General features: G+C 41.3%; 23 protein-coding genes and 1 pseudogene. 22 read left to right on the top strand and 2 right to left on the bottom strand.

All coding sequences use genetic code 11. The features are described 5' to 3' along the window. Positions 1 to 153 precede the first annotated feature (153 nt). Positions 154 to 480, top strand: a pseudogene (locus tag FQT24_RS07785) (transposase family protein); the annotation flags it as partial. Between the two features lie 136 nt (positions 481 to 616). Here the strand turns inward: FQT24_RS07785 and FQT24_RS07775 are convergent. After that, on the bottom strand, positions 617 to 1,495 hold the full coding sequence (locus FQT24_RS07775; RefSeq protein ID WP_143952638.1) for an Rpn family recombination-promoting nuclease/putative transposase: 879 nt from the start codon (positions 1,493 to 1,495) through the stop codon (positions 617 to 619). Positions 1,496 to 1,642: 147 nt separating this feature from the next. Between FQT24_RS07775 and polA the strand changes: the two genes are divergently transcribed. Further along, complete coding sequence (gene polA, locus FQT24_RS07770; protein ID WP_143952637.1) at positions 1,643 to 4,276, top strand: DNA polymerase I; 2,634 nt, start codon at positions 1,643 to 1,645, stop codon at positions 4,274 to 4,276. A gap of 84 nt (positions 4,277 to 4,360) precedes the next feature. Continuing rightward, a complete protein-coding gene (locus tag FQT24_RS07765) occupies positions 4,361 to 4,798 on the top strand; it encodes a CoA-binding protein (protein ID WP_143952636.1) in 438 nt (145 codons plus the stop codon). Between the two features lie 227 nt (positions 4,799 to 5,025). On the opposite strand, the gene FQT24_RS07760 is transcribed toward FQT24_RS07765, so the two are convergent. Further along, a complete protein-coding gene (locus FQT24_RS07760; protein WP_143952635.1) occupies positions 5,026 to 6,036 on the bottom strand; it encodes a YeiH family protein in 1,011 nt (336 codons plus the stop codon). Between the two features lie 148 nt (positions 6,037 to 6,184). Here FQT24_RS07760 and FQT24_RS07755 point away from each other — a divergent pair, with 148 nt between their 5' ends. The 19 genes from FQT24_RS07755 to FQT24_RS07655 all read left to right on the top strand — a co-directional run bounded on the left by FQT24_RS07755 (position 6,185) and on the right by FQT24_RS07655 (position 24,638). Continuing rightward, positions 6,185 to 7,354, top strand: coding sequence for a pyridoxal phosphate-dependent aminotransferase (locus FQT24_RS07755; RefSeq protein WP_143952634.1), 1,170 nt, complete (start codon positions 6,185 to 6,187; stop codon positions 7,352 to 7,354). Further along, positions 7,351 to 8,121, top strand: coding sequence for a DNA repair protein RecO (gene recO / locus FQT24_RS07750; RefSeq protein WP_143952633.1), 771 nt, complete (start codon positions 7,351 to 7,353; stop codon positions 8,119 to 8,121). The genes FQT24_RS07755 and recO overlap by 4 nt, the downstream gene beginning before the upstream one ends. Then, a complete protein-coding gene (gene plsX / locus FQT24_RS07745; protein ID WP_143952632.1) occupies positions 8,118 to 9,110 on the top strand; it encodes a phosphate acyltransferase PlsX in 993 nt (330 codons plus the stop codon). The genes recO and plsX overlap by 4 nt, the downstream gene beginning before the upstream one ends. A 5-nt stretch (positions 9,111 to 9,115) precedes the next feature. Then, positions 9,116 to 9,349, top strand: a complete 234-nt coding sequence (locus FQT24_RS07740; RefSeq protein WP_143952631.1) for an acyl carrier protein — start codon at positions 9,116 to 9,118, stop codon at positions 9,347 to 9,349. A gap of 170 nt (positions 9,350 to 9,519) precedes the next feature. Then, positions 9,520 to 10,371 carry a C40 family peptidase gene (locus FQT24_RS07730; RefSeq protein WP_023947430.1) on the top strand — a complete coding sequence of 284 codons (852 nt, stop codon included), beginning with the start codon at positions 9,520 to 9,522 and terminating at the stop codon, positions 10,369 to 10,371. A 112-nt stretch (positions 10,372 to 10,483) separates the two neighbouring features. Next, positions 10,484 to 11,653, top strand: a complete 1,170-nt coding sequence (locus tag FQT24_RS07725) for a PspC-like choline-binding domain-containing protein (RefSeq protein WP_004257714.1) — start codon at positions 10,484 to 10,486, stop codon at positions 11,651 to 11,653. A 152-nt stretch (positions 11,654 to 11,805) separates the two neighbouring features. Beyond that, positions 11,806 to 11,940, top strand: a complete 135-nt coding sequence (locus FQT24_RS07720; protein ID WP_004257719.1) for a ComC/BlpC family leader-containing pheromone/bacteriocin — start codon at positions 11,806 to 11,808, stop codon at positions 11,938 to 11,940. Between the two features lie 553 nt (positions 11,941 to 12,493). After that, on the top strand, positions 12,494 to 13,309 hold the full coding sequence (locus FQT24_RS11105) for a GHKL domain-containing protein (RefSeq protein WP_078238243.1): 816 nt from the start codon (positions 12,494 to 12,496) through the stop codon (positions 13,307 to 13,309). Further along, positions 13,306 to 14,037: a response regulator transcription factor gene (locus tag FQT24_RS07710; RefSeq protein WP_023947426.1), complete on the top strand. Its 732-nt coding sequence runs from the start codon at positions 13,306 to 13,308 to the stop codon at positions 14,035 to 14,037. The genes FQT24_RS11105 and FQT24_RS07710 overlap by 4 nt, the downstream gene beginning before the upstream one ends. 335 nt (positions 14,038 to 14,372) lie before the next feature. Next, positions 14,373 to 14,570 (top strand): class IIb bacteriocin, lactobin A/cerein 7B family, encoded by a 198-nt coding sequence (locus FQT24_RS07705; RefSeq protein ID WP_023947424.1) that lies wholly within the window; start codon positions 14,373 to 14,375, stop codon positions 14,568 to 14,570. A 213-nt stretch (positions 14,571 to 14,783) separates the two neighbouring features. Further along, a complete protein-coding gene (locus tag FQT24_RS07695) occupies positions 14,784 to 14,939 on the top strand; it encodes a smi_0061 family bacteriocin-like peptide (protein ID WP_000357248.1) in 156 nt (51 codons plus the stop codon). A gap of 3 nt (positions 14,940 to 14,942) precedes the next feature. Beyond that, a complete protein-coding gene (locus FQT24_RS11095) occupies positions 14,943 to 15,158 on the top strand; it encodes a bacteriocin immunity protein (RefSeq protein ID WP_078934268.1) in 216 nt (71 codons plus the stop codon). A gap of 80 nt (positions 15,159 to 15,238) precedes the next feature. Beyond that, complete coding sequence (locus tag FQT24_RS07685) at positions 15,239 to 15,418, top strand: hypothetical protein (RefSeq protein WP_143952629.1); 180 nt, start codon at positions 15,239 to 15,241, stop codon at positions 15,416 to 15,418. 78 nt (positions 15,419 to 15,496) lie between these two features. Beyond that, positions 15,497 to 15,727 carry a bacteriocin immunity protein gene (locus tag FQT24_RS07680; RefSeq protein WP_143952628.1) on the top strand — a complete coding sequence of 77 codons (231 nt, stop codon included), beginning with the start codon at positions 15,497 to 15,499 and terminating at the stop codon, positions 15,725 to 15,727. A gap of 388 nt (positions 15,728 to 16,115) precedes the next feature. After that, entirely contained in the window at positions 16,116 to 16,304 is a 189-nt protein-coding gene (locus FQT24_RS11090) for a hypothetical protein (RefSeq protein ID WP_125451621.1), read from the top strand. Between the two features lie 158 nt (positions 16,305 to 16,462). Further along, positions 16,463 to 18,616: a peptide cleavage/export ABC transporter ComA gene (comA, locus tag FQT24_RS07670; RefSeq protein WP_143952627.1), complete on the top strand. Its 2,154-nt coding sequence runs from the start codon at positions 16,463 to 16,465 to the stop codon at positions 18,614 to 18,616. 12 nt (positions 18,617 to 18,628) lie between these two features. Beyond that, positions 18,629 to 19,978: a competence pheromone export protein ComB gene (gene comB, locus FQT24_RS07665; RefSeq protein WP_143952626.1), complete on the top strand. Its 1,350-nt coding sequence runs from the start codon at positions 18,629 to 18,631 to the stop codon at positions 19,976 to 19,978. A 170-nt stretch (positions 19,979 to 20,148) separates the two neighbouring features. Beyond that, a complete protein-coding gene (gene purC, locus FQT24_RS07660) occupies positions 20,149 to 20,856 on the top strand; it encodes a phosphoribosylaminoimidazolesuccinocarboxamide synthase (RefSeq protein ID WP_185952557.1) in 708 nt (235 codons plus the stop codon). Between the two features lie 56 nt (positions 20,857 to 20,912). Continuing rightward, on the top strand, positions 20,913 to 24,638 hold the full coding sequence (locus tag FQT24_RS07655) for a phosphoribosylformylglycinamidine synthase (protein ID WP_143952624.1): 3,726 nt from the start codon (positions 20,913 to 20,915) through the stop codon (positions 24,636 to 24,638). Positions 24,639 to 24,711: the final 73 nt, after the last annotated feature.

Genomic DNA, 24,711 nt, shown 5'->3' with positions numbered 1-24,711 from the left:
TGTTCACTTTTATGTTGTTCTATAAACTTAGTCTCTATAATATTTGTAGTGGGTAAATCCCCATGGATATTATGGAGCCTATTTTGTTGTAGAAAAAAAGTTCCATAATATCCATAATGAAAAGCGACAAAACAACTCATTAGAAAGATTCATATGGAACAATTACATTTTATCACAAAATTACTCGATATCAAAGACCCTAATATCCAAATTATGGATGTTCTTAATAGGGATACTCACAAAGGAATCATTGCTAAACTGGATTATGAGGCTCCACTTTGTCCTGATTGCGGAAGTCAAATGAAGAAATATGACTTTCAAAAACCGTCTAAGATTCCTTACCTTGAAACGACTGGTATGTCTACTAGAATTCTACTTAAAAAGCGTCGTTTCAAGTGCTATCAGTGCTTGAAAATGATGGTCGCTGAGACTCCTCTAGTAAAGAAAAATCATCAAATTTCTCGTGTCGTAAACCCAAAGAAGCTCTTGTAGTCTAGCAGTTGGTCTGCTTGACTGATGGTTCGCTCAGGTTGCTGGGTAAAGGGTTTGTTCCCGAAAAACTCCAACCATGGCTTACGAACCTCGTCTTTGCTGGTTTCTCTGTATTTTTTTAATCTTATTTACAATGGTCTTTCAATAGTTCTTCAAACTCAGCGACCGTCATGCCTAATTGCTGGCTGGCAACCTCAGCGGTTAAAAGATGCTGGCGAACGAGATTTACTAATCCTTTTTTCAGTCCTTTTTCTTCAGCTTGTTCCAAGGCATAGTTCTGTGCTAACAAGGCTTGTTCTTCTCTCATACGTAGTTGACTAAACATTTTCCTGTCCTCCTCAGACCAGCTCTTATAGTCCAGCAGTTGATCTGCCTGGCTGATGGCTCGCTCGGGTTGTTGAGTAAAGGGTTTATTCCCGAAAAACTCCAACCACGGTTTGCGAACGCTATCTTTGCTGGTTTCTCTGTATTTTTTTAATTCCAAGAACGCCATCTTGACTAGATGGTTTTCTTGACCGTTATTTGTGATGGTTAAGACCTCACCTGTCGCGTCCTCTCGCATGCTAAAGCTATGAAAAGCTTGATCATCATGGAAGTAGTTACTATCTACAATAGCGATTGCGTATACCGGTGCAATATGTTTGTAGCTCTGGTGAGTATTGCCCTCTTGCTGGCGAATTTTTTCTAGATTTTGATTGACCTGACTGCACAAGTAAGCCCACAGGCGATTGATGAAAAAATTCTGATGATGCACCTGAATCTCAATGATAACTTGGGTGCCATTGTCCAACTCCGCTAAGACGTCTATACTTGTATAGAAATCTTGTACTGAATAGGGCAGAGAAGGCAAGACGTGAATGTTACTTCCCTCTAAAATAGTCACATTTTTGGCTGGTAAATCCAGCATATCACGAATAAATTGACAAGTGATTTCTGGATTGCTAAAGATTTTCTTAGCAACTAAGTCATTGGTTGGGCTGATGCCCGGATGTCTGAGAATCATCCATTTCCTCCTTTTATTATACCATAGTTTTAAATCTAATTTTGCTAGATTCTCTGGCTCTATCTATTTATTCGGAAAAAGGATGAAAAATACTCGGTTTGGCTCTTCTCGATGGTATTTTTTGGTGCTTTCCTTTATAATGGGTGTATGGATAAGAAAAAATTATTATTGATTGATGGGTCTTCTGTTGCTTTTCGGGCGTTTTTTGCGCTCTATCAGCAGTTAGACCGTTTTAAGAACGCGGCTGGTTTGCATACCAATGCGATTTATGGCTTTCAGTTGATGTTGAGCCATTTGTTAGAGAGGGTTGAGCCTAGTCATATTTTGGTGGCTTTTGATGCGGGAAAGACGACCTTCCGTACAGAGATGTATGCGGACTATAAGGGTGGTCGGGCTAAGACTCCTGATGAGTTTCGTGAGCAATTTCCCTTTATTCGTGAGTTGCTGGATCATATGGGGATTCGTCACTATGAGTTGGCTCAGTATGAGGCGGATGACATCATTGGAACACTAGATAAATTAGCTGAGCAAGATGGTTTTGATATTACCATTGTCAGTGGGGACAAGGATTTGATTCAGCTGACGGATGAGCATACGGTGGTTGAGATTTCCAAAAAAGGTGTGGCTGAGTTTGAGGCCTTTACGCCAGACTATCTCATGGAAAAGATGGGCATTACACCGACTCAGTTTATCGATCTCAAGGCGCTCATGGGTGATAAGTCGGATAATATCCCTGGAGTAACCAAAATCGGTGAAAAGACGGGTATCAAGCTCTTGCTGGAGCATGGCTCACTCGAGGGAATTTATGAAAATATCGATGGGATGAAGGCTTCTAAGATGAAGGAAAATCTCATTAATGATAAGGAGCAGGCTTTTTTGTCTAAAACACTGGCGACTATTGATACCAAGGCACCGATTGCGATTGGTTTGGAGGATTTGGTCTATAGTGGTCCAGATGTGGAAAATCTTGGGAAATTCTACGATGAGATGGGCTTCAAACAGCTCAAGCAGGCTTTAAATGTGTCGTCAGCTGATGTGGCTGAGAGTTTGAACTTTACTATCGTTGACCAAATTAGTCAAGATATGCTGAGTGAAGAGTCTATCTTCCATTTTGAGCTTTTTGGTGAGAATTACCATACGGATGATTTGGTTGGATTTTCCTGGTCTTGTGGGGATAAGCTTTATGCTACAGACAAGCTTGAACTTTTGCAAGAGCCGATTTTCAAGGCCTTTTTAGAAAAAACACCTCTGAGAGTTTATGACTTTAAGAAGGCTAAAGTTCTCTTGAATCGTTTTGGTGTGGATTTGCAGGCGCCTGCTTTTGATAGCCGTTTGGCTAAATACCTCCTTTCGACTGTGGAGGACAATGAAATTGCGACCATTGCTAGTCTTTATGGTCAGACTTATTTGGTTGATGATGAGACTTTCTATGGTAAGGGAGTCAAGAAGGCCATTCCTGAACGTGAGAAATTCTTGGAGCATTTAGCTCGTAAGCTTGCAGTTTTGGTCGAAACAGAGCCTATTTTGCTTGAAAAACTCAGTGAAAATGGGCAATTAGAGCTTCTTTATGATATGGAGCAACCTCTGGCTTTTGTCCTTGCCAAGATGGAAATTGCTGGGATTACGGTCAAGAAAGAGACCTTGCTTGAGATGCAGGCTGAAAATGAGCTTGTCATTGAAAAACTCACTCAGGAGATTTATGAACTGGCTGGTGAGGAGTTTAATATCAATTCGCCTAAGCAGTTGGGAGTGCTTCTCTTTGAAAAATTGGGACTTCCTCTAGAATACACTAAGAAAACTAAGACTGGATACTCGACAGCGGTGGATGTGTTGGAGCGCCTGGCTCCTATTGCTCCGATTGTTAAGAAAATCCTAGACTATCGTCAGATTGCTAAGATTCAATCCACTTATGTGATTGGCTTGCAGGACTGGATTTTGGCTGATGGCAAGATTCATACTCGTTATGTGCAGGATTTGACCCAGACTGGGCGTCTGTCTAGTGTGGATCCAAACTTGCAAAATATCCCTGTGCGTTTGGAACAGGGGCGTCTCATTCGTAAGGCCTTTGTGCCTGAGTGGGAGGATAGTGTCCTTCTCAGCTCCGACTATTCACAGATTGAATTGCGCGTTTTGGCGCATATTTCCAAGGATGAACACTTGATTAAGGCTTTCCAAGAAGGGGCAGATATCCATACTTCGACAGCCATGCGGGTCTTTGGCATTGAGCGTCCTGAGGATGTGACTGCAAACGACCGTCGCAATGCCAAGGCTGTCAACTTTGGAGTGGTTTATGGGATTTCAGACTTTGGTTTGTCTAATAATTTGGGAATTAGCCGTAAGGAAGCCAAAGCCTACATCGACACCTACTTTGAACGCTTCCCGGGTATTAAAAACTACATGGATGAAGTGGTGCGTGAGGCGCGTGATAAGGGCTATGTGGAGACCCTCTTCAAGCGTCGTCGTGAGTTGCCAGATATCAATTCGCGCAACTTCAATATTCGTGGTTTTGCGGAGCGGACAGCTATTAACTCTCCTATACAGGGTTCGGCGGCAGATATTCTCAAGATTGCCATGATTCAGCTGGATAAAGCCTTGGTTGTAGGTGGTTATCAGACTAAGATGCTGTTACAAGTGCACGATGAAATCGTTCTTGAAGTTCCTAAATCTGAATTGGCAGAGATGAAAAAATTGGTCAAACAAACCATGGAAGAAGCCATTCAACTCAGTGTTCCCCTCATCGCAGATGAAAATGAAGGGGCAACCTGGTACGAGGCTAAATAAAAAGGGGGCTAGTCCTCCTTTTTTGTAGTAGAATTATGCAAGCCTTTTCAAAATATGCTATACTGATGAAAAAGGAGGATTTCTATGAGTCAAGAATTTATCAATCCAAGTGATGGTGTGATTCGTCAGTATCTCGCAACGAGTAAAACCCTTGCTGTGGTGGGATTGTCAGACCGTGAAGAAACAACTAGCAATCGAGTGACCAAGGAAATGCAGGATCGGGGTTATAAAATCATCCCAGTCAATCCTAAGGTTGCAGGTGGAGAAATCTTGGGTGAAAAGGCTTATGCTAGCCTAGCAGAGATTCCTTTTCCTGTAGATATTGTCAATGTTTACCGTCGCAGTGAGTTTTTGCCAGATGTGGCGCGTGATTTTCTCAAGGCTGATGCTAAGATTTTTTGGGCGCAGCTAGGACTTGAAAATCTAGAAGCGGAAGAGATCTTGCGTGCTGGTGGATGCGATGACATCGTGATGAATCGTTGCATCAAGAAAGAACATACACGCTTGATTAAGGAAGCATAAGAAAAAGGTAGCCCATCAGCTACCTTTTGTGTTATACTCAATGAAAGTCAAAGAGCAAAGAGGAAACTAGCCGCAGGTTGCTCAAAACACTGTTTTGAGGTTACAGATAGAACTGACGAAGTCAGCTCAAAATACTGTTTTGAGGTTGCAGATAGAACTGACGAAGTCAGTAACCATACCTACAGCAAGGCAACGTTGACGTGATTTGAAGAGATTTTCGAAGAGTATTAGAAAATGCCGATAAGGGTCTGCATACCAAGACTGGTGAGGATGATGGCAATCCAGCAGATGGCTCCGAGAATAATAGATTTTCCGCTGGATTTGACCATAGCTACCAGATTGGTTTTGAGACCGATGGAACTCATGGCCATGATAATGAGGAATTTGGAGAGTTGTTTGAGTGGGGTAAAGAAACTACTGGACACACCGAGAGAGGTCAGGAGGGTAGTTAGGAGAGATGCAAGGATAAAGTAAAGGATAAAAAGTGGGAAGACTTTTTTCAGTTGTAATCCTTGCTTATTTTTTTGCTCGCGACTTTGCCAGTAGGAGAGAAAGAGAGTGATGGGGATGATAGCCAGTGTCCGCGTAAGTTTGACAATGGTTGCGGATTCGAGGGTATTACTTTGGTAAAGGCTGTCCCAGGCGCTGGCTGTGGCGGTTACAGAGGAAGTATCATTGACCGCAGTTCCTGCAAAGAGGGCGAAGCCTTCATTGGATAGATGAAGCCAGGTACCTAGCGTTGGAAATATGAGCGCAGCCAAGACATTGAAGAAAAAGATAACGGAGATGGCTTGGGCTACTTCCTTTTCCTTGGCATGGATAACGGGCGCTGTCGCTACAATGGCAGAGCCCCCACAGATAGAAGAACCCACTCCAATCAAGGTAGCCAGTTTTGTGTCCAGTGCAAAGAAGCGCTGGAAGAGGTAGGCAACAATCAAGGCAATTGAAATGGTGGAAAGGATGACAGGGAGTGAAGATTGTCCGACTGCGAAGACTTGCGAGATATTGAGACCAAAACCAAGCAAGATAACGGCATACTGGAGCAATTTCTTGGAACTAAAGGTCAATCCCGCATCCAGTTGTTTATAGGGCGAGAGAAAGGGATGTAGGAGCATGCCTATGAAAATGGCAAAAACGGGCGCGCCAATAACAGGGAAGAATCCTCCTAAGTACCAAGATACGATAGAAATGAGAAAGCAGGCCAAGATACCTGCTCCATTTTTTGATAGAAATGACATAAAAACCTCCAAATAGAATCTGTTACCATTATAGACCTTTAAACAGGAAAAGTAAAATAGAAAGTGGAAAGTTACTCTATCATGTATTTTTGCGGTCGGGGGGCTTTTGTAGTATAATAGAGATACGTTTTGAAAGTAGGAGGTATCTATGGACTTAACTAAGCGCTTTAATAAACAGTTAGATAAGATTCAAGTTTCGTTGATTCGTCAGTTTGACCAGGCTATTTCGGAGATTCCTGGGGTCTTGCGTTTGACCTTGGGGGAACCTGATTTTACAACGCCAGATCATGTCAAGGAGGCGGCTAAGCGAGCGATTGATCAGAACCAATCCTACTATACAGGGATGAGTGGTCTGCTGACTCTACGTCAGGCAGCCAGTGACTTTGTTAAGGAAAAGTACCAACTGGACTATGCTCCTGAAAATGAAATCTTGGTTACAATTGGGGCGACAGAGGCCTTATCTGCTACTTTGACAGCTATTTTGGAAGAGGGAGACAAGGTGCTCTTGCCAGCTCCTGCTTATCCAGGCTATGAGCCGATTGTCAATCTAGTTGGGGCAGAGGTTGTCGAGATTGACACAACTGAAAATGGTTTTGTCTTGACTCCTGAGATGTTGGAAAAGGCCATTTTGGAGCAGGGTGACAAGCTCAAGGCGGTTATTCTCAACTATCCAGCCAATCCGACAGGAATTACCTATAGTCGGGAGCAGTTGGAAGCCTTGGCAGCTGTTTTGCGTAAGTATGAAATTTTCGTGATCTGTGATGAGGTTTACTCAGAATTGACCTATACAGATGAAGCTCATGTGTCTCTAGGAACGATGCTAAGAGATCAGGCTATTATCATCAATGGTTTGTCTAAATCGCATGCCATGACAGGTTGGCGTTTGGGCTTGATTTTTGCTCCTGCACCCTTCACAGCCCAATTAATCAAGAGTCACCAATATTTGGTTACTGCCGCAAATACCATGGCCCAACATGCTGCGGTGGAAGCCTTGACGGCTGGTAAAAACGATGCGGAATCTATGAAGAAGGAATACATCCAGCGTCGGGACTATATCATCGAAAAAATGACTGCTCTTGGTTTTGAGATTATTAAACCAGACGGTGCCTTCTATATCTTTGCTAAGATTCCAGCGGGTTACAATCAAGATTCCTTTGCTTTTCTGAAAGATTTTGCTCAGAAAAAGGCCGTTGCCTTTATCCCTGGTGCCGCTTTTGGGCGTTACGGAGAAGGCTATGTTCGCCTATCTTATGCAGCTAGCATGGAGACTATCAAAGAAGCCATGAAACGACTTGAGGAGTACATGAGAGAAGCATGATTCAGTCTATCACGAGTCAAGGCTTGGTGCTCTACAATCGCAATTTTCGGGAGGATGACAAGCTAGTCAAGATTTTTACGGAGCAGGCTGGTAAGCGGATGTTTTTTGTCAAACACGCTGGTCAGTCTAAGCTAGCTCCGGTTATTCAGCCCTTGGTGCTGGCACGATTTCTCTTGCGAATCAATGATGACGGGCTTAGCTACATCGAGGACTATCATGAGGTGATGACTTTTCCCAAGATTAATAGTGATCTCTTTGTCATGGCCTATGCGACCTATGTGGCAGCTCTTGCAGATGCTAGTTTGCAGGACAATCAGCATGATGCTCCCTTGTTTGCTTTTTTGCAAAAGACTTTGGAGTTGATGGAAGCTGGCTTGGATTATCAAGTTTTGACCAATATTTTTGAAATTCAAATCTTGACTCGATTTGGAATCAGTCTCAATTTTAATGAGTGTGTCTTTTGCCATCGGGTCGGTCAGGCTTTTGACTTTTCTTTCAAATATGGAGCCTGCCTCTGTCCAGACCATTATCATGAAGATGAGAGACGTTGCCATCTAAATCCCAATATCCCCTATCTGCTCAATCAGTTTCAAGCCATTGATTTTGAAACCTTGGAGACCATTTCGCTCAAGCCCGAAATCAAGCAAGACTTACGCCAGTTTATGGATCAACTCTACGAAGAGTACGTTGGGATTCACCTAAAATCAAAGAAATTTATTGATTCCCTAGCAGACTGGGGACAATTACTAAAAGAGGAAAACAAATGAAAAAAATCGCAGTAGATGCCATGGGGGGCGATTACGCACCTCAGGCCATCGTTGAGGGTGTCAATCAAGCCCTGGCTGACTTCTCAGATATTGAGGTTCAACTCTATGGAGATGAAGCTAAAATCAAGCAATATCTGACAGCGACAGAGCGCGTCAGCATTATCCATACGGATGAGAAGATTGATTCGGACGATGAACCTACGAGAGCTATTCGGAAGAAAAAAAATGCCAGTATGGTCTTGGCGGCCAAGGCTGTCAAAGAAGGCGAAGCAGACGCTGTTCTCTCAGCTGGGAATACAGGTGCTTTGTTGGCTACAGGATTCTTCATCGTGGGTCGTATCAAGAATATCGACCGTCCTGGACTCATGTCTACCTTGCCAACTGTAGATGGAAAAGGTTTTGACATGCTGGACCTCGGTGCTAATGCAGAAAATACAGCCCAGCACCTCCATCAATATGCGGTTCTAGGTTCTTTCTATGCTAAAAATGTTCGTGGCATTGCGCAACCACGTGTTGGCTTGCTCAATAACGGAACAGAGAGTAGTAAGGGCGACCCGCTTCGTAAGGAAACTTATGAATTACTGGCGGCTGATGAAAGTTTAAACTTTATCGGAAACGTGGAAGCGCGTGATTTGATGAATGGCGTTGCGGATGTTGTTGTGGCAGATGGTTTCACGGGAAACGCTGTGCTCAAATCCATCGAAGGGACAGCCATGGGAATCATGGGCTTGCTCAAGACAGCTATTACAGGTGGTGGTCTTCGAGCGAAACTAGGTGCCCTCCTTCTCAAGGACAGTCTCAGAGGTTTGAAAAAACAGCTCAACTACTCAGACGTTGGTGGGGCAGTCTTGTTTGGTGTCAAGGCACCGGTTGTCAAGACTCATGGCTCAAGCGATGCCAAGGCTGTTTATAGTACAATCCGCCAGATTCGTACCATGCTAGAAACAGACGTAGTTGCCCAGACTGCGCGTGAATTTTCAGGAGAATAAAAGAGATGACAGAAAAAGAAATTTTTGACCGTATTGTGACCATTATCCAAGAGCGACAGGGAGAGGACCTTGTCGTGACAGAATCCTTGAGTCTGAAAGACGATTTGGATGCCGACTCAGTGGACTTGATGGAGTTTATCTTGACTCTGGAAGATGAATTTAATATCGAAATCAGTGATGAGGAAATTGACCAACTCCAAAGTGTAGGAGATGTGGTTAAAATCATTCAAGGAAAATAAAGATAAGAAGTTCCAAGGCATTTGCTTTGGAATTTTTCTTTGGTTCAAGTGACCGTTTAGGAACAGATTTAGTCTTTCTAGGGACAGGAGAGATATGGGGACAAATAAAGGATATAATGTAGTCAGAAAAATCAATCTCCAAAAAGGAGAAAAAAGAAAGGATTTTCACGATGAAAAAATATCTTTATTCTAGTTTGTTAGTTCTTGCAGGAGGCGTTCTCCTAGCAAATACTACGGTAGCCTATGCTGATTCCCCATCAGCAAGTGAGAAAGAAGCGATTGCTCAATTAGTTAATCAAGGCAAGATAAAAGCTGAAGAAGCTGATCAAGTAAAATTGATTGGTTTTGAAGATAAAGAAACCCAAGCAGAGGGAAATCAAGAGAAGAAAGCTTTCAATCAATATCGTGATCCGAAAGGAACATGGATGCAAACCAATGGTAAATGGTGGTTTAAATACGGTTCAGGTGGTTATGCTAAAAATTGGGAACAATTAGATGGCAAGTGGTACTATTTTGATGACCAAGGATGGATGAAAGAAAATACTTGGATTCAACCTGATGGTAATTATTACTACTTATCTGCTAGTGGTGCTATGGTCACTGGTTATCAACGTGTGAATGGTACACCATACTTCTTTAGAGCCAGTGGTGTATGGGTAGAAAATCGTGGACAGGCACTTGGTGAATATGCCGAGACATTTGTAGGGAAAATCCCATATGTTTGGGGTGGGGCAGATTTGAATAGTGGCGTAGATTGCTCAGGATTTACGATGGCTATTCATGCTAAGTTCGATATTAGTATTCCTAGAGTGACCTATGGTCAAGCAACAGGAGGAAGTTATGTAAGTAATGGTTCTCAACAAGCTGGAGATTTGATTTTGTATAATAGTGAAGAGACAAATGACCATGTAGGTATTTATGTTGGTGGTGGAAAGGTAGTTCATGCTCCATATCCAGGTCAATATGTTTCTTATATGGATCAATACGGTATTACTCAAAATACAATTCGTAGATATTGGTAATATTGTCTAATCTTTCACAATATTATTGACTTTGATTATGAAAAGTATTAGAATATAGCTAAATAAAGAGGGGAAACCCTCCTATAGCTATTCAATAAAGGAGGAAATGGCTATGAAAAAATCTAAACTACTCACACTTGGTTTGCTTGCAGGTGCTGCTCTACTTTTGTCTATCAACCAAGCACAAGCTGCAGATACTTGGGTTAAAAATGGTGCTGACTGGAATCTTTCACAAGATGGCAGTCTAGCTAAGGATAAATGGGTACAAAATGCTGGCTCATGGTATCACTTCGACGGCACTGGTAAAATGCAGACAGGCTGGCTCAAAGACGGAAATACATGGTATTCCCTAGCAGATAGTGGCGCTATGCGTACTGGCTGGTACAAGGAAGGTAACACATGGTACTCACTAGCAGATAGTGGTGCTATGCGCACAGGTTGGTACAAAGAAGGGTCTACTTGGTACTACCTAAAAGGCAGTGGCGCTATGGCAACAGGATGGGCAACTGCAAATGGTCAATGGTCTTACTTTGAAAAATCAGGTGCAATGGTCGCAGATAGAGCTGTTCCAGCCAGTGATGGGGAAAGTTATGTCATTGGTAAGGATGGCTATCTAGCAAATAGAAAAGATTCTGGATACAATATTCATGATATTGTCAAACTTGGAGATGGGCAAGAATATTTGCTAAATGCTAAAGGTGACGATGTTATTATTGAAAAAAATGCTTGGTATATCAGACCAGAGTTCAAGAAGTTTTCCGACAAATATGGGGATGAGGTTTCAAATACAACCTTAGCTCTGGTAGATAATAAAGATGAAGGACAAGAAATTGATTCTAAGGCAGTTGTACAGAACTTCCAAAACTTACCAAATCGTTACTACTTTGATGAAAATGGACATCGTGTGGTTAATATCCCAGCAATGACAACCTATTCAGAGATTAAAAAAGTTGGCAATGATGTCTATTTAGAAAATCCAGGTGCACGACTTCGTCTTGGAGCTACTAACTTTACAATCAATAACAATAAACTATACTATTTAGAAAATGAGCAAGGTAAGCTCAAAACAGGTTACTTTGTATTAATTGATGATGGAGCAACCACTACACACCATCATATCCTAGCCTATGCGGATCAATCTGGTGAAATTCTTAAGATGAAACGCTTGCCATCAGGAGTTTCAAATTTCCTTGATAAAGAAATTGATGGTTTATATGGTGAAAAAATTAAAATTGAATCTCCACACTCAAACGAATATTATAAAGTGGTCGTGGTTAAATAAAAATAATATCTTCACAACTAATTGTTAACACTCTAACCAATATACCATTTTCAGGAGGCTTTAGATTTCTTGTATTTTAAAAGGAAACTAAAGCCTTTTGTAGATGGAGCAGGGGATAGAGTTATCTATAAAATAATGAAAAGGAGTCTGTCATGGAAATGAAAAATATATTTGTAGAATTGGAGCAATTTGAAGAGTTAACCCCAGAGGTATTGGAGGAAGTGAATGGTGGAGGGATTTTTGAAGATATTTACCATTGGCTACATCTACTCCCAGAGCCAAGATAGTATTTTGATTAAAATGTGTTAACTAAACAGATTTATGATTATATTACTTGAATTTTTAGTGTTTATATTGATTTTAATCAATATTTTAGCTCCTCCGATTTATCTAGGTAGTCAACTCTCTAAAGCATTTTATGACAAACGCTCTATATTTCTTTGGGTAGTTTTTCAGCTATTTGCTACCTTCGTTTTTCCGAGTTTCTTGCATGTTGGCAATTTATTATTCTTTTATATAATATTTTGGATTGTGTTAAAGAAAAAGAAGAAGGAAGCTCTCTTTCTTGCCCTTTATCTATTTATGTTTTATCAAAGTATTCGATATTTGATTTTGACATTTATAATACGATTGATATTTGACTACTCTGAACTATCTGATTTCTTGCATAGTGGATTTAATTCTGTATTTAGTTTGATTTCGTTGTTTTTGTCTGTTGTCATTTTAAGACGATGGGGAATTGATCTCAATATATTATTTTTAGATAAATTTCAATCGTTAGTGACGAAAAGTATGTGGATCTTATCCTTATTGTTTGGTTTCAGACTGTTTTCATCCATCATGTCTGGAGGATGTAATCCTTTCTATGTTCGTTTTGACACGACCATTTCTCTCCTGATTTTCATTCTCTTTTTCTCTTGGCTCTTTTACATCAAGCATTTGGAGCAGGTTTATCGTGATGAGCAAACCATTCAGAGACAGGAAGATGAAAATCGTTCCTTGCAAGGAATAGTGGATAAGCTAGGTCATCTCTATGATGAAGTTCGAGGTTTCCGTCATGATTTTGCAGGAATTGTCGCCAGCATGGAGCCTGCCATAGCCAATCAAGACATGGCTGAGGTGTCTACCATTTATCAAGATGTTTTTCTAAAGACAAATGAAAAGCTGAGAAAGGCAGATTACACAGCCTTTAATCTTCACAATATTCATGACATAGCCATTCGTAATACCTTGGCCAAAGCCATGATTGTGGCAGATAAGCAGGGAATTCATTTTAGTTTGGAGACGGTGGGGGTTGTTGAAGAGCTGACATTGCCGATGTTGGAGGCTATCCGTATCCTCTCTATCCTCACTACAAATGCCTTAGAGGCAGCCAGTGAGGCTGAAAATCCGCAGATTCGGGTTGCTTTGTTGGCAGGTGATAGGAGTGTTCGTTTTATCATTGAAAACACTCGTAAGAAAGAAGAACTGAATCCCAGCATTCTCAGTCAAAAGGGTTATTCGACCAAGGGAAGCCACAGTGGACTGGGCTTAGCGACCTTGGAGGATATGGTTTTTCATTATGATTTAAACTTAGATACCCAACTAGGAGAGACGACCTTTAGACAAGATTTAGAATTGCCATTTAAGAATGAGAAACGAGGGGGAGAGGAATGAGAATTTTAGTTTTGGAAGACGATAGAGTCCAGCAGGGACGGATAGAGCAGACTTTACTAGATATCGGTCGCTCTCGTAATTTAAGATTGGAGATTGATATTGCCAAAAACTATGGAGATGTTGAAAAGTATTCTCAGTATTTTGACAATTACCAGCTCTATTTATTGGATTTAGAGATTGATGGAGAGCGTGAACGGGGCTTTCAGGTTGCTCAACAGGTTCGGGAGCAGGATCCTTTTACAAGCATTGTCTTTGTGTCTACGCACTCGGAGGCCTTGCCTCTAGCTTTTAGCTACCACTTGTCTGCCTTGGATTTTATTTCCAAGGATCAGTCTGAGGAGGATTACCGTTATCAGCTGGAGCGCTGTTTGGACTATGTATTAGCAGTGGATAAGAGGGAAAATATGTGTCTCTTCACCTATAGTTTTGAGGGAAGACGGGGTTTTACTCTGCCTTACCATGAGATTTTAGCCTTTGAAACTTCAGTGGAATCCCATCGTATCAAGGTCTATTATGCCAATCATTCTATCAAGACCATTTACGGCAGTCTCAAGGATATCGCTGCTAAGGCTGAAAAAGATTACTTTGTCTATGCCAATCGCAATACGTTGGTCAGTTTACAGGCTATTGAGGAGATGACTGCCACAGAAGTGACCTTGTTAGAAGGCTTGCACTTCCCCGTATCACGAACAGCCAGAAGAACCCTTAAAAAACATCTCAATGTCTAATATCTGTTAGATTTGAATGAATTTATCAATAAGAATGTCGGAAAATTTTCTGATATTCTTATTTTTTTGACTTCTTTTTCGAATAGATAAGTAAGAGGAAACAGAAAGGAGCCTAGTTCATGTATCTACCAATTTTTTATCCGTGGTTTACTAAATTATTTTTCAAATAAATTTAATTTAATTTAGTTGTACATTTTCGAAATTTTTTTCGAATAGATAAGTGAGAAGAAGAGGAAAGGAGATTAGAAATGATTATTTCAGCTATTTATCCAATCTGGCTATTTAAGTGGCTTAGAGTATAAACATTAAACATATACAAATTGAGGAGAAAAAAGATGACAAATTTTGACAAAATGGAACAGAACTTTGCAGCTCTTACAGAAGAAGAGTTGGTGAATGTAGATGGGGGAATTGCACCAATTATTATTGGTGGTGTAGTTATTAGTTGGAAATTAATTGGAGGTGTAGCTGCGCTTGCTACAGCTTCAGCAGGTGCAGGCATAGCTGCAGGATATTATGCTAATCGACCATAATTTTGGATTTATATATGAGATTTGTTAAATTAATGCTGAAGATTTGGCCTGAGCTTATGGTATTACTTAGTTCAATATCTTATACAATTATCAGGTTGGTAGCTGATGTGAATAAGCTACCCTTACCTACATGGTTTGATAATTTTAATATACCAACAATTTCATTGTTTTTAATGGTATTCATTTTATTATATAGAAGTAAAGGAGAAAAGAATGGATAAATTTCAAGTAGTTGATGAGAAAGATTTGCAAGTAATTGAAGGAGGAATTGAACCTATTTCGATTATATTTGGCCTAAGTGCTATTGCATTTGGCGCATTTGGGGCTGGTTACACATTTGGTTCAGATTTGGCTCGTCGTGGGCGTTAGATAATGAACAGTCGCAACCTTAATCTCAATACATTGTTACCTAAATTAGCCACGATATGTCCTTTGTTGGGAATAACTCTTAATGTCGCGCTTCATGTGATTCGTACAGGTTCGTTAGTATCCTTTAATTGGCAATGGACTTTAGTTGGTTTGCTTTTCGCAGGATATTTTGGTATTTTTCGCAAAGATTTGTCAAAAAATAATCAAAACTATAAATGAAGAACATGAATCAAAAGGATTTTGTGTATATGAATGGTAGCGTTTTTCCGCCATTCTTGTCAGGTAATTAGGAGTTTATTATGAAAACATTTTTATTAGGCTTTGCTGAGGGTTATTTTACCGTATCGCTCATAATCTATATCGCAACGTATTTGATTTTGAGAAATTCAATCAATACCCTATTTTATCCAGAAATTTACCCCGTTTTATTTGGGCTCTTTTATCTAGGATATAAGGTCAATAAAAAGCGAGTAGAGTAAACAGTTAAGAATGACTTGTTAGTCTGCGCTGAAAATAGCTAGGCTAGAATCTAAGAATGCATCACATTGGAGTTTAATATGAAATTTGTTAAATCAGTATCGAAAGTTTTGCCTGAAATCATGGTATTACTTAGTTCAATGTCTTATATCATCATCAGATTAGTAGCTGACATAAATAAAGTATCTTTACCTACTTGGTTTGATAATTTTAATATACCCACGGTTGCATTATTTATGATGGTCTTCATTCTTTTATACAGAAGTAAAGAAAAAAGAATGGATAAATTTGAAGTAGTAGACGCTCTATAGGGAATAGGTGTCTTATAGTAACGAATCAAAAAAGGAGTAACTATGAATCGTAATTTAGAACGGTGTTATCTATTCTGACTAGGAATAGATCATACCAGAGGTGGCTTAGAAATAGCAGGGACATTAAAAATTGAAGTAACTTTAAATAGGATGTCGTAAAGATTACTATCAATGATTTATTTGTCCCAAGCTTGCCTAGGGTGTCAGTAAAAAATCAATTTCCTTTTATACCATATTTTTAGTAGGTAGGACGTTTGTTCTGCCTATTTTTTATCCCAAAAGTGCAGTTGAAGTGTCTATTTACATCGTTTGGAGTTTATTTGTATTATTATTATTCGTGTTTTTTTGATAGAATAGTTATAGAAATTAGGAGAGTTGAAGAAAAGAAATGAAGAAGGTTTTAAAATATTTTTTAGTATTTATTTTTCTATTTTTGATGAATATTTTCATCTTTAAGATACTAGCAACTCTGGGATTTCAGCTGACAATGAGTGAAAAGAGTTATATTGTACCACCGCTGTTTTCGATTATCGTTTTATATATGATTGACAAAAGAATTAGGAAGAAAAAGAAATAAATATATATTTTAGGTATGACGTTTGTTCTACCTATTTTTAAATCCCAAAAGTGCATTTTGGGGGTAGATAGGCGCATTTGGGGAGGAAGTCCAGTTTTTGTTTAGTGATTGGGGTAAGATAGTTATTATCAGATGAGTTTAGGAAAAAGGAGATGAATATGAAATTTGGGAAATGTCACTATCGTCCGCAGGTGGATCAGATGGACTGCGGTGTAGCTTCATTAGCTATGGTCTTTGGCTACTATGGTAGTTACTATTCTTTGGCTCACTTGCGAGAATTGGCCAAGACGACCATGGATGGGACGACGGCTTTGGGCTTGGTCAAGGTGGCAGAGGAGATTGGCTTTGAGACGCGAGCGATCAAGGCGGATATGACGCTCTTTGACTTGCCAGATTTGACTTTTCCTTTTGTTGCCCATGTGCTTAAGGAAGGGAGATTGCTTCACTACTATGTGGTGACTGGGCAGGATAAGGACAGCATTCATATTGCCGATCCAGATCCTGGGGTGAAATTGACCAAACTGCCACGTGAGCGTTTTGCGGAAGAATGGACGGGAGTGACTTTGTTTATGGCGCCTAGTCCAGACTATAAGCCTCATAAGGATCAAAAGAATGGCCTTCTCTCTTTTATCCCTATATTAGTGAAGCAACGTGGCTTGATTGCCAATATCGTTTTGGCAACACTCTTGGTCACTTTGATTAATATTGTGGGTTCTTATTATCTACAGTCTATCATTGATACCTATGTGCCAGATCAGATGCGTTCGACACTGGGGATTATTTCTATTGGGCTGGTTATCGTTTATATTCTCCAGCAGATCTTGTCTTATGCTCAGGAGTATCTCTTACTTGTTTTGGGGCAACGCTTGTCGATTGATGTGATTTTATCCTATATCAAGCATGTTTTTCACCTGCCTATGTCTTTCTTTGCGACACGCAGAACAGGGGAAATCGTGTCTCGATTTACGGATGCTAACAGTATCATTGACGCGCTGGCTTCGACCATTCTTTCAATTTTCCTAGATGTGTCAACGGTTGTCATTATTTCTCTTGTTTTATTTTCACAAAATACCAATCTCTTTTTCATGACTTTATTGGCACTTCCTATATATACAGTGATTATCTTTGCCTTTATGAAGCCGTTTGAAAAGATGAATCGGGATACCATGGAAGCCAATGCAGTTCTGTCTTCTTCTATCATCGAGGACATTAATGGTATTGAGACAATCAAGTCTTTGACCAGTGAAAGTTCACGATATCAAAAGATTGACAAGGAATTTGTGGATTATCTGAAAAAATCCTTTACCTATAGTCGGGCAGAGAGTCAGCAAAAGGCTCTGAAAAAGGTTGCCCATCTCTTACTTAATGTCGGTATTCTCTGGATGGGGGCTGTTCTGGTCATGGATGGTAAGATGAGTTTGGGGCAGTTGATCACCTATAATACTTTGCTTGTTTATTTTACAAATCCTTTGGAAAATATCATCAATCTGCAAACCAAGCTTCAGACAGCGCAGGTTGCTAATAACCGTCTTAACGAGGTCTATTTGGTAGCTTCGGAGTTTGAGGAGAAGAAAACGGTTGAGGATTTGAGCTTGATGAAGGGAGAGATGTCCTTCAAGAATGTTCACTACAAGTATGGCTATGGTCGAGATGTCTTGTCAGACATCAATTTGACCATTCCCCAAGGTTCTAAGGTAGCTTTTGTGGGGATTTCAGGGTCAGGTAAGACGACCTTGGCCAAGATGATGGTTAATTTTTACGACCCAAGTCAGGGAGAGATTAGTCTGGGTGGTGTCAATCTTAATCAGATTGATAAAAAGGCCTTGCGCCAGTACATTAACTATCTGCCTCAACAGCCCTATGTCTTTAACGGAACGATTTTGGACAATCTTCTTTTGGGAGCCAAGGAGGGGACGACTCAGGAGGATATCTTACGGGCGGTGGAGTTGGCAGAGATTCGGGAGGATATTGAGCGCATGCCCCTGAATTACCAGACAGAATTGACTTCAGATGGCGCAGGGATTTCAGGTGGCCAACGTCAGAGAATCGCTCTGGCGCGTGCTCTCTTGACAGATGCGCCTGTCTTGATTTTGGATGAGGCGACCAGCAGTTTGGATATTTTGACAGAGAAGCGAATTGTCGATAATCTGATGTCTTTAGATAAAACCTTGATTTTCATTGCTCACCGTTTGACCATTGCTGAGCGTACAGAGAAGATTGTTGTCTTGGATCAGGGCAAGATTATTGAAGAAGGAAAGCATGCTGATTTGCTTGCACAGGGTGGATTTTATGCCCATTTGGTGAATAGCTAGAAAGAGGAGAGGATGAAACCAGAATTTTTAGAAAGTGCGGAGTTTTATAATCGTCGTTATCATAATTTTTCCAGTCGGGTGATTGTGCCCATGTCCCTTCTGCTCGTGTTTTTGCTTGGCTTTGCAACTTTGGCAGAGAAGGAGATGAGTTTGTCAACTCGGGCTACTGTTGAGCCTAGTCGTATCATTGCAAATATCCAGTCAACTAGCAACAATCGCATTCTTGTCAATCATTTGGAAGAAAATAAGCTGGTTAAGAAGGGGGAACTTCTGCTTCAATATCAGGAAGGGGCAGAGGGTGTTCAAGCGGAGACCTATGCTAGTCAGTTGGACATGCTTAAGGATCAAAAAAAGCAATTGGAGTATTTGCAAAAGAGCCTGCAAGAAGGGGAGAACCACTTTCCAGAGGAGGATAAATTTGGCTACCAAGCCACCTTTCGTGACTACCTCAGCCAAGCGTCTAGTCTTAGGGCTAGTACATCGCAACAAAATGAGACCATCGCGTCCCAGAATGCAGCAGCTAGCCAAACCCAAGCTGAAATCGGTAACCTCATCAGCCAAACAGAGGCTAAAATTCGCGATTACCAGACAGCTAAGTCAGCTATTGAAACAGGTGCTTCCTTGGCCAGTCAGAATCTAGCCTATTCTCTCTACCAGTCCTACAAGTCTCAGGGTGAGGAAAATCCGCAAGCTAAAGCTCAGGCAGTTGCGCAGGTTGAAGCGCAGCTTTCTCAGTTAGAATCTAGTCTTGCTACTTACCGTGTTCAGTATGCAGGTTCAGGTACCCAGCAAGCCTATGCGTCAGGCTTACGCAGTCAATTGGAATCTCTTAAATCACAACACTTAGCAAAGGTTGGTCAGGAATTGACCCTTCTAGACCAGAAAATCTTGGAGGTGGAGTCAGGTAAGAAGGTACAGGGAAATCTTTTAGACAAGGGGAAAATTACGGCGAGTGAGGATGGGGTGCTTCATCTTAATCCTGAGACCAGTGATTCTACCATGGTTGCAGAAGGTGGCCTACTAGCCCAACTCTATCCGTCCTTGGAAAAAGAAGGGAAAGCCAAAATTACAGCCTATCTCAGTTCAAAAGATGTAGCAAGGATCAAGGTCGGTGATTCTATTCGCTACACTACGACTCATGATGCTAAGAATCAACTTTTCCTAGATTCTACTATTACAAGTATTGATGCGACAGCTACTAAGACTGAAAAAGGGAATTTCTTTAAAATTGAGGCGGAGACTAATCTAACTTCGGAGCAGGCTGAAAAACTTCGGTACGGGGTGGAAGGTCGCTTGCAGATGATTACGGGCAGGAAAAGTTACCTGCGTTATTATTTGGATCAATTTTTGAACAAAGAGTAATGTTCGTATTTTTAGAGTTAAATGATTTTAAAACTGTGAGAAAGATTATTCTTGCGGTTTTTTTCTTTATGATTTTTGAGGTTGCTGTGTTGTTTATTCGGTTAAATTCTTGTAATTTTAGGTTTTTTATGGTAGAATGTGCTCAAGTAATACGAAAGGCGAACTTTAAAATGTCAAAACAATTGATCTATTCGGGAAAAGCTAAAGATATCTATACAACTGAGGATGAAAATCTTATTATTTCAACTTACAAGGACCAGGCGACTGCTTTCAATGGTGTTAAGAAGGAGCAGATTGCAGGTAAGGGAGTGTTGAATAATCAGATTTCATCTTTTATTTTTGAGAAATTAAATGTGGCTGGTGTGGAGACTCACTTTGTGGAGAAACTTTCGGACACAGAACAACTCAATAAAAAGGTTAAGATTATTCCTTTGGAAGTCGTGCTCCGCAACTATACTGCTGGTTCCTTTTCAAAACGTTTTGGTGTAGACGAAGGAATCGCATTTGAGACTCCGATTGTTGAATTTTACTACAAAAATGATGATTTGGATGATCCATTTATCAATGACGAGCATGTGAAATTTCTAAAGATTGCGGATGACCAGCAGATTGCCTACTTGAAGGAAGAAACTCGTCGTATCAATGAAATTTTGAAAGCCTGGTTTGCTGAGATTGGGCTTAAGTTGATTGATTTTAAGCTAGAGTTCGGTTTTGACAAGGATGGCAAAATCATCTTGGCAGACGAATTTTCACCAGATAACTGCCGTTTGTGGGATGCAGATGGCAACCACATGGACAAGGATGTTTTCCGTAGGGGTCTAGGTGAATTAACAGATGTTTACGAAATTGTCTGGGAAAAGTTGCAGGGGTTGAAATAACAGTCTCAAGGCTGTTTAGGAACATTGCAAGAGCTGAAATAAAGGAATAAGAATTGATGGATAAACGTATTTTTGTTGAAAAAAAGGCTGATTTTCAGGTCAAATCAGAGAGTTTGGTTAGAGAACTCCAGCATAACTTGGGACTTTCAAGCTTGAAAAGTATTCGTATTGTGCAAGTGTATGATGTCTTTAACTTGGCTGAGGACTTGTTTGCACCTGCAGAGAAACACATCTTCTCTGAGCAGGTGACAGACCATGTCTTGGATGAAGCTGTTGTACAGGCGGATCTTGCCAACTATGCTTTCTTTGCGATTGAAAGCCTACCAGGGCAGTTTGACCAGCGTGCAGCTTCTTCACAAGAAGCCTTGCTTTTGTTGGGAAGTTCGAGTGATGTGACAGTTAATACAGCACAATTGTACTTAGTTAATAAGGATATTGATGCGACTGAATTAGAAGCAGTCAAGAACTACTTGCTCAACCCAGTTGATTCTCGTTTCAAGGATATCACGACAGGGATTGCCAAGCAGGAATTTTCAGAGTCAGACAAGACCATTCCAAAATTGACTTTCTTTGAAAACTATACAGCGGAAGACTTTGCTCGCTACAAGGCCGAGCAAGGGATGGCTATGGAAGTGGATGATTTGCTTTTTATCCAAGACTACTTCAAGTCAATCGGGCGCGTGCCAACTGAGACAGAGCTCAAGGTTTTGGACACTTACTGGTCTGACCACTGCCGTCATACGACTTTTGAGACAGAGTTGAAACAGATTGATTTCTCAGCTTCTAAATTCCAAAAACAATTGCAGTCAACCTATGATAAATATATTGCTATGCGCGATGAGTTGGGGCGTTCTGAAAAACCGCAAACCTTGATGGATATGGCGACTATTTTCGGTCGTTATGAGCGTGCTAATGGACGTTTGGATGATATGGAAGTGTCAGACGAAATCAATGCTTGCTCAGTAGAAATCGAAGTGGATGTTGATGGTGTGAAAGAGCCATGGCTCCTAATGTTCAAGAATGAAACTCACAACCACCCAACGGAAATTGAGCCATTTGGTGGGGCGGCTACTTGTATCGGTGGTGCTATTCGTGACCCATTGTCAGGTCGCTCATATGTTTACCAAGCTATGCGTATCTCAGGTGCGGGTGATATTACCGCACCGATTTCGGAAACGCGTGCTGGGAAATTACCACAACAAGTCATTTCTAAAACAGCGGCCCATGGTTATTCTTCATACGGTAACCAGATTGGACTTGCAACAACCTACGTTCGTGAATACTTCCACCCAGGCTTTGTAGCTAAACGCATGGAGCTAGGTGCTGTTGTCGGAGCGGCTCCTAAGAGCAATGTTGTCCGTGAAAAACCGGAAGCGGGAGATGTGATTATTCTCCTTGGAGGTAAGACTGGACGTGATGGTGTCGGTGGTGCGACAGGTTCTTCTAAGGTTCAAACAGTTGAGTCCGTGGAAACTGCTGGTGCTGAGGTTCAAAAAGGGAATGCCATCGAAGAGCGCAAGATTCAACGTCTTTTCCGTAATGGCGATGTCACTCGTCTTATTAAGAAATCCAATGACTTTGGTGCTGGTGGTGTCTGTGTAGCTATCGGTGAATTGGCAGACGGTCTTGAAATTGACCTAGACAAAGTGCCTCTTAAATACCAAGGCTTGAATGGTACCGAAATTGCCATCTCTGAATCTCAAGAACGGATGGCAGTTGTGGTTCGTCCTGAGGATGTAGATGCCTTCGTTGCGGAATGTAACAAAGAAAATATTGATGCTGTTGTAGTTGCGACAGTGACGGAAAAACCAAATCTAGTCATGCACTGGAATGGTGAAACCATTGTCGACTTGGAACGTCGTTTCCTTGATACCAATGGTGTGCGCGTGGTCGTAGATGCTAAGGTTGTGGACAAGGATGTCAAACTCCCAGAAGAGCGTCAAACATCTGCTAACACACTTGAAGTTGATACCCTTGCGGTTCTGTCTGATCTCAACCATGCGAGTCAAAAAGGCTTGCAGACTATCTTTGATTGCTCTGTTGGTCGTTCAACGGTTAATCACCCACTTGGTGGTCGTTACCAACTCACACCAACTGAGGCATCTGTGCAAAAATTGCCAGTTCAACACGGTGTGACTCATACTGCGTCAGTCATGGCTCAAGGTTTCAACCCATATGTAGCAGAATGGTCTCCATACCACGGTGCTGCCTATGCGGTTATTGAAGCGACTGCTCGTTTGGTTGCTGCTGGTGCCAACTGGTCTAAGGCTCGTTTCTCTTACCAAGAGTATTTCGAGCGTATGGATAAACAAGCAGAGCGTTTTGGTCAGCCAGTAGCAGCTCTCCTAGGTTCTATCGAGGCACAAATTCAGCTTGGTTTGCCATCTATCGGTGGTAAGGACTCCATGTCTGGTACCTTTGAAGAATTGACAGTACCGCCAACCTTGGTAGCCTTTGGGGTAACGACAGCAGATAGCCGTAAGGTGCTTTCTCCTGAGTTCAAAACTGCCGGGGAAAACATCTACTACATCCCAGGTCAAGCACTCTCAGCAGAGATTGATTTTGACTTGATTAAGTCTAACTTTGCTCAGTTTGAAGCTATTCAAAAGGCTCACAAAGTAACATCTGCCTCGGCTGTCAAATACGGTGGTGTGCTTGAAAGTTTGGCTCTTGCTACTTTTGGGAATCATATCGGTGCAGAGGTGACCTTGCCTGAACTTGAAACGGCTTTGACAGCTCAATTAGGCGGATTTGTCTTCACATCTCCTGAAGAAATTGCTGGAGTAGAGAAAATCGGTCAAACAAGTGCAGACTTTACACTTCTTGTCAACGGTGTGAAGCTAGATGGACACAAACTTGACAGTGCCTTCCAAGGCAAATTGGAAGAAGTTTACCCAACTGAATTTGCTCAAGCTAAAGAACTGGACGAAGTTCCAGCTATCGCTTCTGACGCAGTCGTCCAAGCCAAGGAAACTATTGAAAAACCGGTGGTTTACATCCCAGTCTTCCCGGGCACCAACTCGGAATATGATTCAGCTAAGGCATTTGAAAAAGAAGGCGCAGAGGTCAACTTGGTGCCATTTGTGACCTTGAATGAAGAGGCTATTGTCAAGTCAGTTGAAACTATGGTTGACAACATCAGCAAGGCTAATATCCTTTTCTTTGCAGGTGGATTCTCAGCTGCGGACGAACCAGATGGTTCAGCTAAGTTTATCGTCAACATCCTGCTTAATGAAAAAGTGCGTGTAGCTATTGATAGCTTTATCGCCCGTGGTGGTTTAATTATCGGTATCTGTAATGGATTCCAGGCCTTGGTCAAATCAGGTCTTCTTCCATACGGAAACTTTGAAGATGCCAGCAGTACGAGCCCAACCCTCTTCTACAATGATGCCAACCAACACGTGGCCAAGATGGTGGAAACTCGGATTGCCAATACCAACTCGCCGTGGTTGACTGGGGTGCAAGTGGGTAATATTCATGCTATCCCAGTATCGCATGGTGAAGGGAAGTTTGTTGTGACGGCTGAAGAATTTGCAGAGCTTCGTGCCAATGGTCAAATCTTTAGCCAATACGTTGATTTTGAAGGCAAACCAAGTATGGATTCTAAGTACAATCCGAATGGTTCTATCCATGCCATCGAAGGAATTACCAGCAAGAACGGCCAAATCATTGGTAAAATGGGACACTCAGAACGTTATGAAGACGGTCTTTTCCAAAATATCCCAGGAAATAAAGACCAGCACCTGTTTGCGTCGGCGGTTAAATACTTTACTGGAAAATAAGACTTGCAGATGTTTTAATAGATAGTATCAGTAATGTAAAAGTCATGTAGATTTAGCTCTTGGTGCTACACAA

The organism is Streptococcus mitis (assembly GCF_901542415.1).
Classification (GTDB): Bacteria; Bacillota; Bacilli; order Lactobacillales; family Streptococcaceae; genus Streptococcus; species Streptococcus mitis_BL.
This window is presented reverse-complemented; position numbering and strand designations above follow the sequence as displayed.

What these genes read in the sequence shown, in the direction of transcription:
- FQT24_RS07775 (WP_143952638.1), bottom strand. Translation starts at nt 1,495, where the DNA reads ATGATTCTCAGACATCCGGGCATCAGCCCAACCAATGACTTAGTTGCT.
- polA (WP_143952637.1), top strand. Translation starts at nt 1,643, where the DNA reads ATGGATAAGAAAAAATTATTATTGATTGATGGGTCTTCTGTTGCTTTT.
- FQT24_RS07765 (WP_143952636.1), top strand. Translation starts at nt 4,361, where the DNA reads ATGAGTCAAGAATTTATCAATCCAAGTGATGGTGTGATTCGTCAGTAT.
- FQT24_RS07760 (WP_143952635.1), bottom strand. Translation starts at nt 6,036, where the DNA reads ATGTCATTTCTATCAAAAAATGGAGCAGGTATCTTGGCCTGCTTTCTC.
- FQT24_RS07755 (WP_143952634.1), top strand. Translation starts at nt 6,185, where the DNA reads ATGGACTTAACTAAGCGCTTTAATAAACAGTTAGATAAGATTCAAGTT.
- recO (WP_143952633.1), top strand. Translation starts at nt 7,351, where the DNA reads ATGATTCAGTCTATCACGAGTCAAGGCTTGGTGCTCTACAATCGCAAT.
- plsX (WP_143952632.1), top strand. Translation starts at nt 8,118, where the DNA reads ATGAAAAAAATCGCAGTAGATGCCATGGGGGGCGATTACGCACCTCAG.
- FQT24_RS07740 (WP_143952631.1), top strand. Translation starts at nt 9,116, where the DNA reads ATGACAGAAAAAGAAATTTTTGACCGTATTGTGACCATTATCCAAGAG.
- FQT24_RS07730 (WP_023947430.1), top strand. Translation starts at nt 9,520, where the DNA reads ATGAAAAAATATCTTTATTCTAGTTTGTTAGTTCTTGCAGGAGGCGTT.
- FQT24_RS07725 (WP_004257714.1), top strand. Translation starts at nt 10,484, where the DNA reads ATGAAAAAATCTAAACTACTCACACTTGGTTTGCTTGCAGGTGCTGCT.
- FQT24_RS07720 (WP_004257719.1), top strand. Translation starts at nt 11,806, where the DNA reads ATGGAAATGAAAAATATATTTGTAGAATTGGAGCAATTTGAAGAGTTA.
- FQT24_RS11105 (WP_078238243.1), top strand. Translation starts at nt 12,494, where the DNA reads ATGTCTGGAGGATGTAATCCTTTCTATGTTCGTTTTGACACGACCATT.
- FQT24_RS07710 (WP_023947426.1), top strand. Translation starts at nt 13,306, where the DNA reads ATGAGAATTTTAGTTTTGGAAGACGATAGAGTCCAGCAGGGACGGATA.
- FQT24_RS07705 (WP_023947424.1), top strand. Translation starts at nt 14,373, where the DNA reads ATGACAAATTTTGACAAAATGGAACAGAACTTTGCAGCTCTTACAGAA.
- FQT24_RS07695 (WP_000357248.1), top strand. Translation starts at nt 14,784, where the DNA reads ATGGATAAATTTCAAGTAGTTGATGAGAAAGATTTGCAAGTAATTGAA.
- FQT24_RS11095 (WP_078934268.1), top strand. Translation starts at nt 14,943, where the DNA reads ATGAACAGTCGCAACCTTAATCTCAATACATTGTTACCTAAATTAGCC.
- FQT24_RS07685 (WP_143952629.1), top strand. Translation starts at nt 15,239, where the DNA reads ATGAAAACATTTTTATTAGGCTTTGCTGAGGGTTATTTTACCGTATCG.
- FQT24_RS07680 (WP_143952628.1), top strand. Translation starts at nt 15,497, where the DNA reads ATGAAATTTGTTAAATCAGTATCGAAAGTTTTGCCTGAAATCATGGTA.
- FQT24_RS11090 (WP_125451621.1), top strand. Translation starts at nt 16,116, where the DNA reads ATGAAGAAGGTTTTAAAATATTTTTTAGTATTTATTTTTCTATTTTTG.
- comA (WP_143952627.1), top strand. Translation starts at nt 16,463, where the DNA reads ATGAAATTTGGGAAATGTCACTATCGTCCGCAGGTGGATCAGATGGAC.
- comB (WP_143952626.1), top strand. Translation starts at nt 18,629, where the DNA reads ATGAAACCAGAATTTTTAGAAAGTGCGGAGTTTTATAATCGTCGTTAT.
- purC (WP_185952557.1), top strand. Translation starts at nt 20,149, where the DNA reads ATGTCAAAACAATTGATCTATTCGGGAAAAGCTAAAGATATCTATACA.
- FQT24_RS07655 (WP_143952624.1), top strand. Translation starts at nt 20,913, where the DNA reads ATGGATAAACGTATTTTTGTTGAAAAAAAGGCTGATTTTCAGGTCAAA.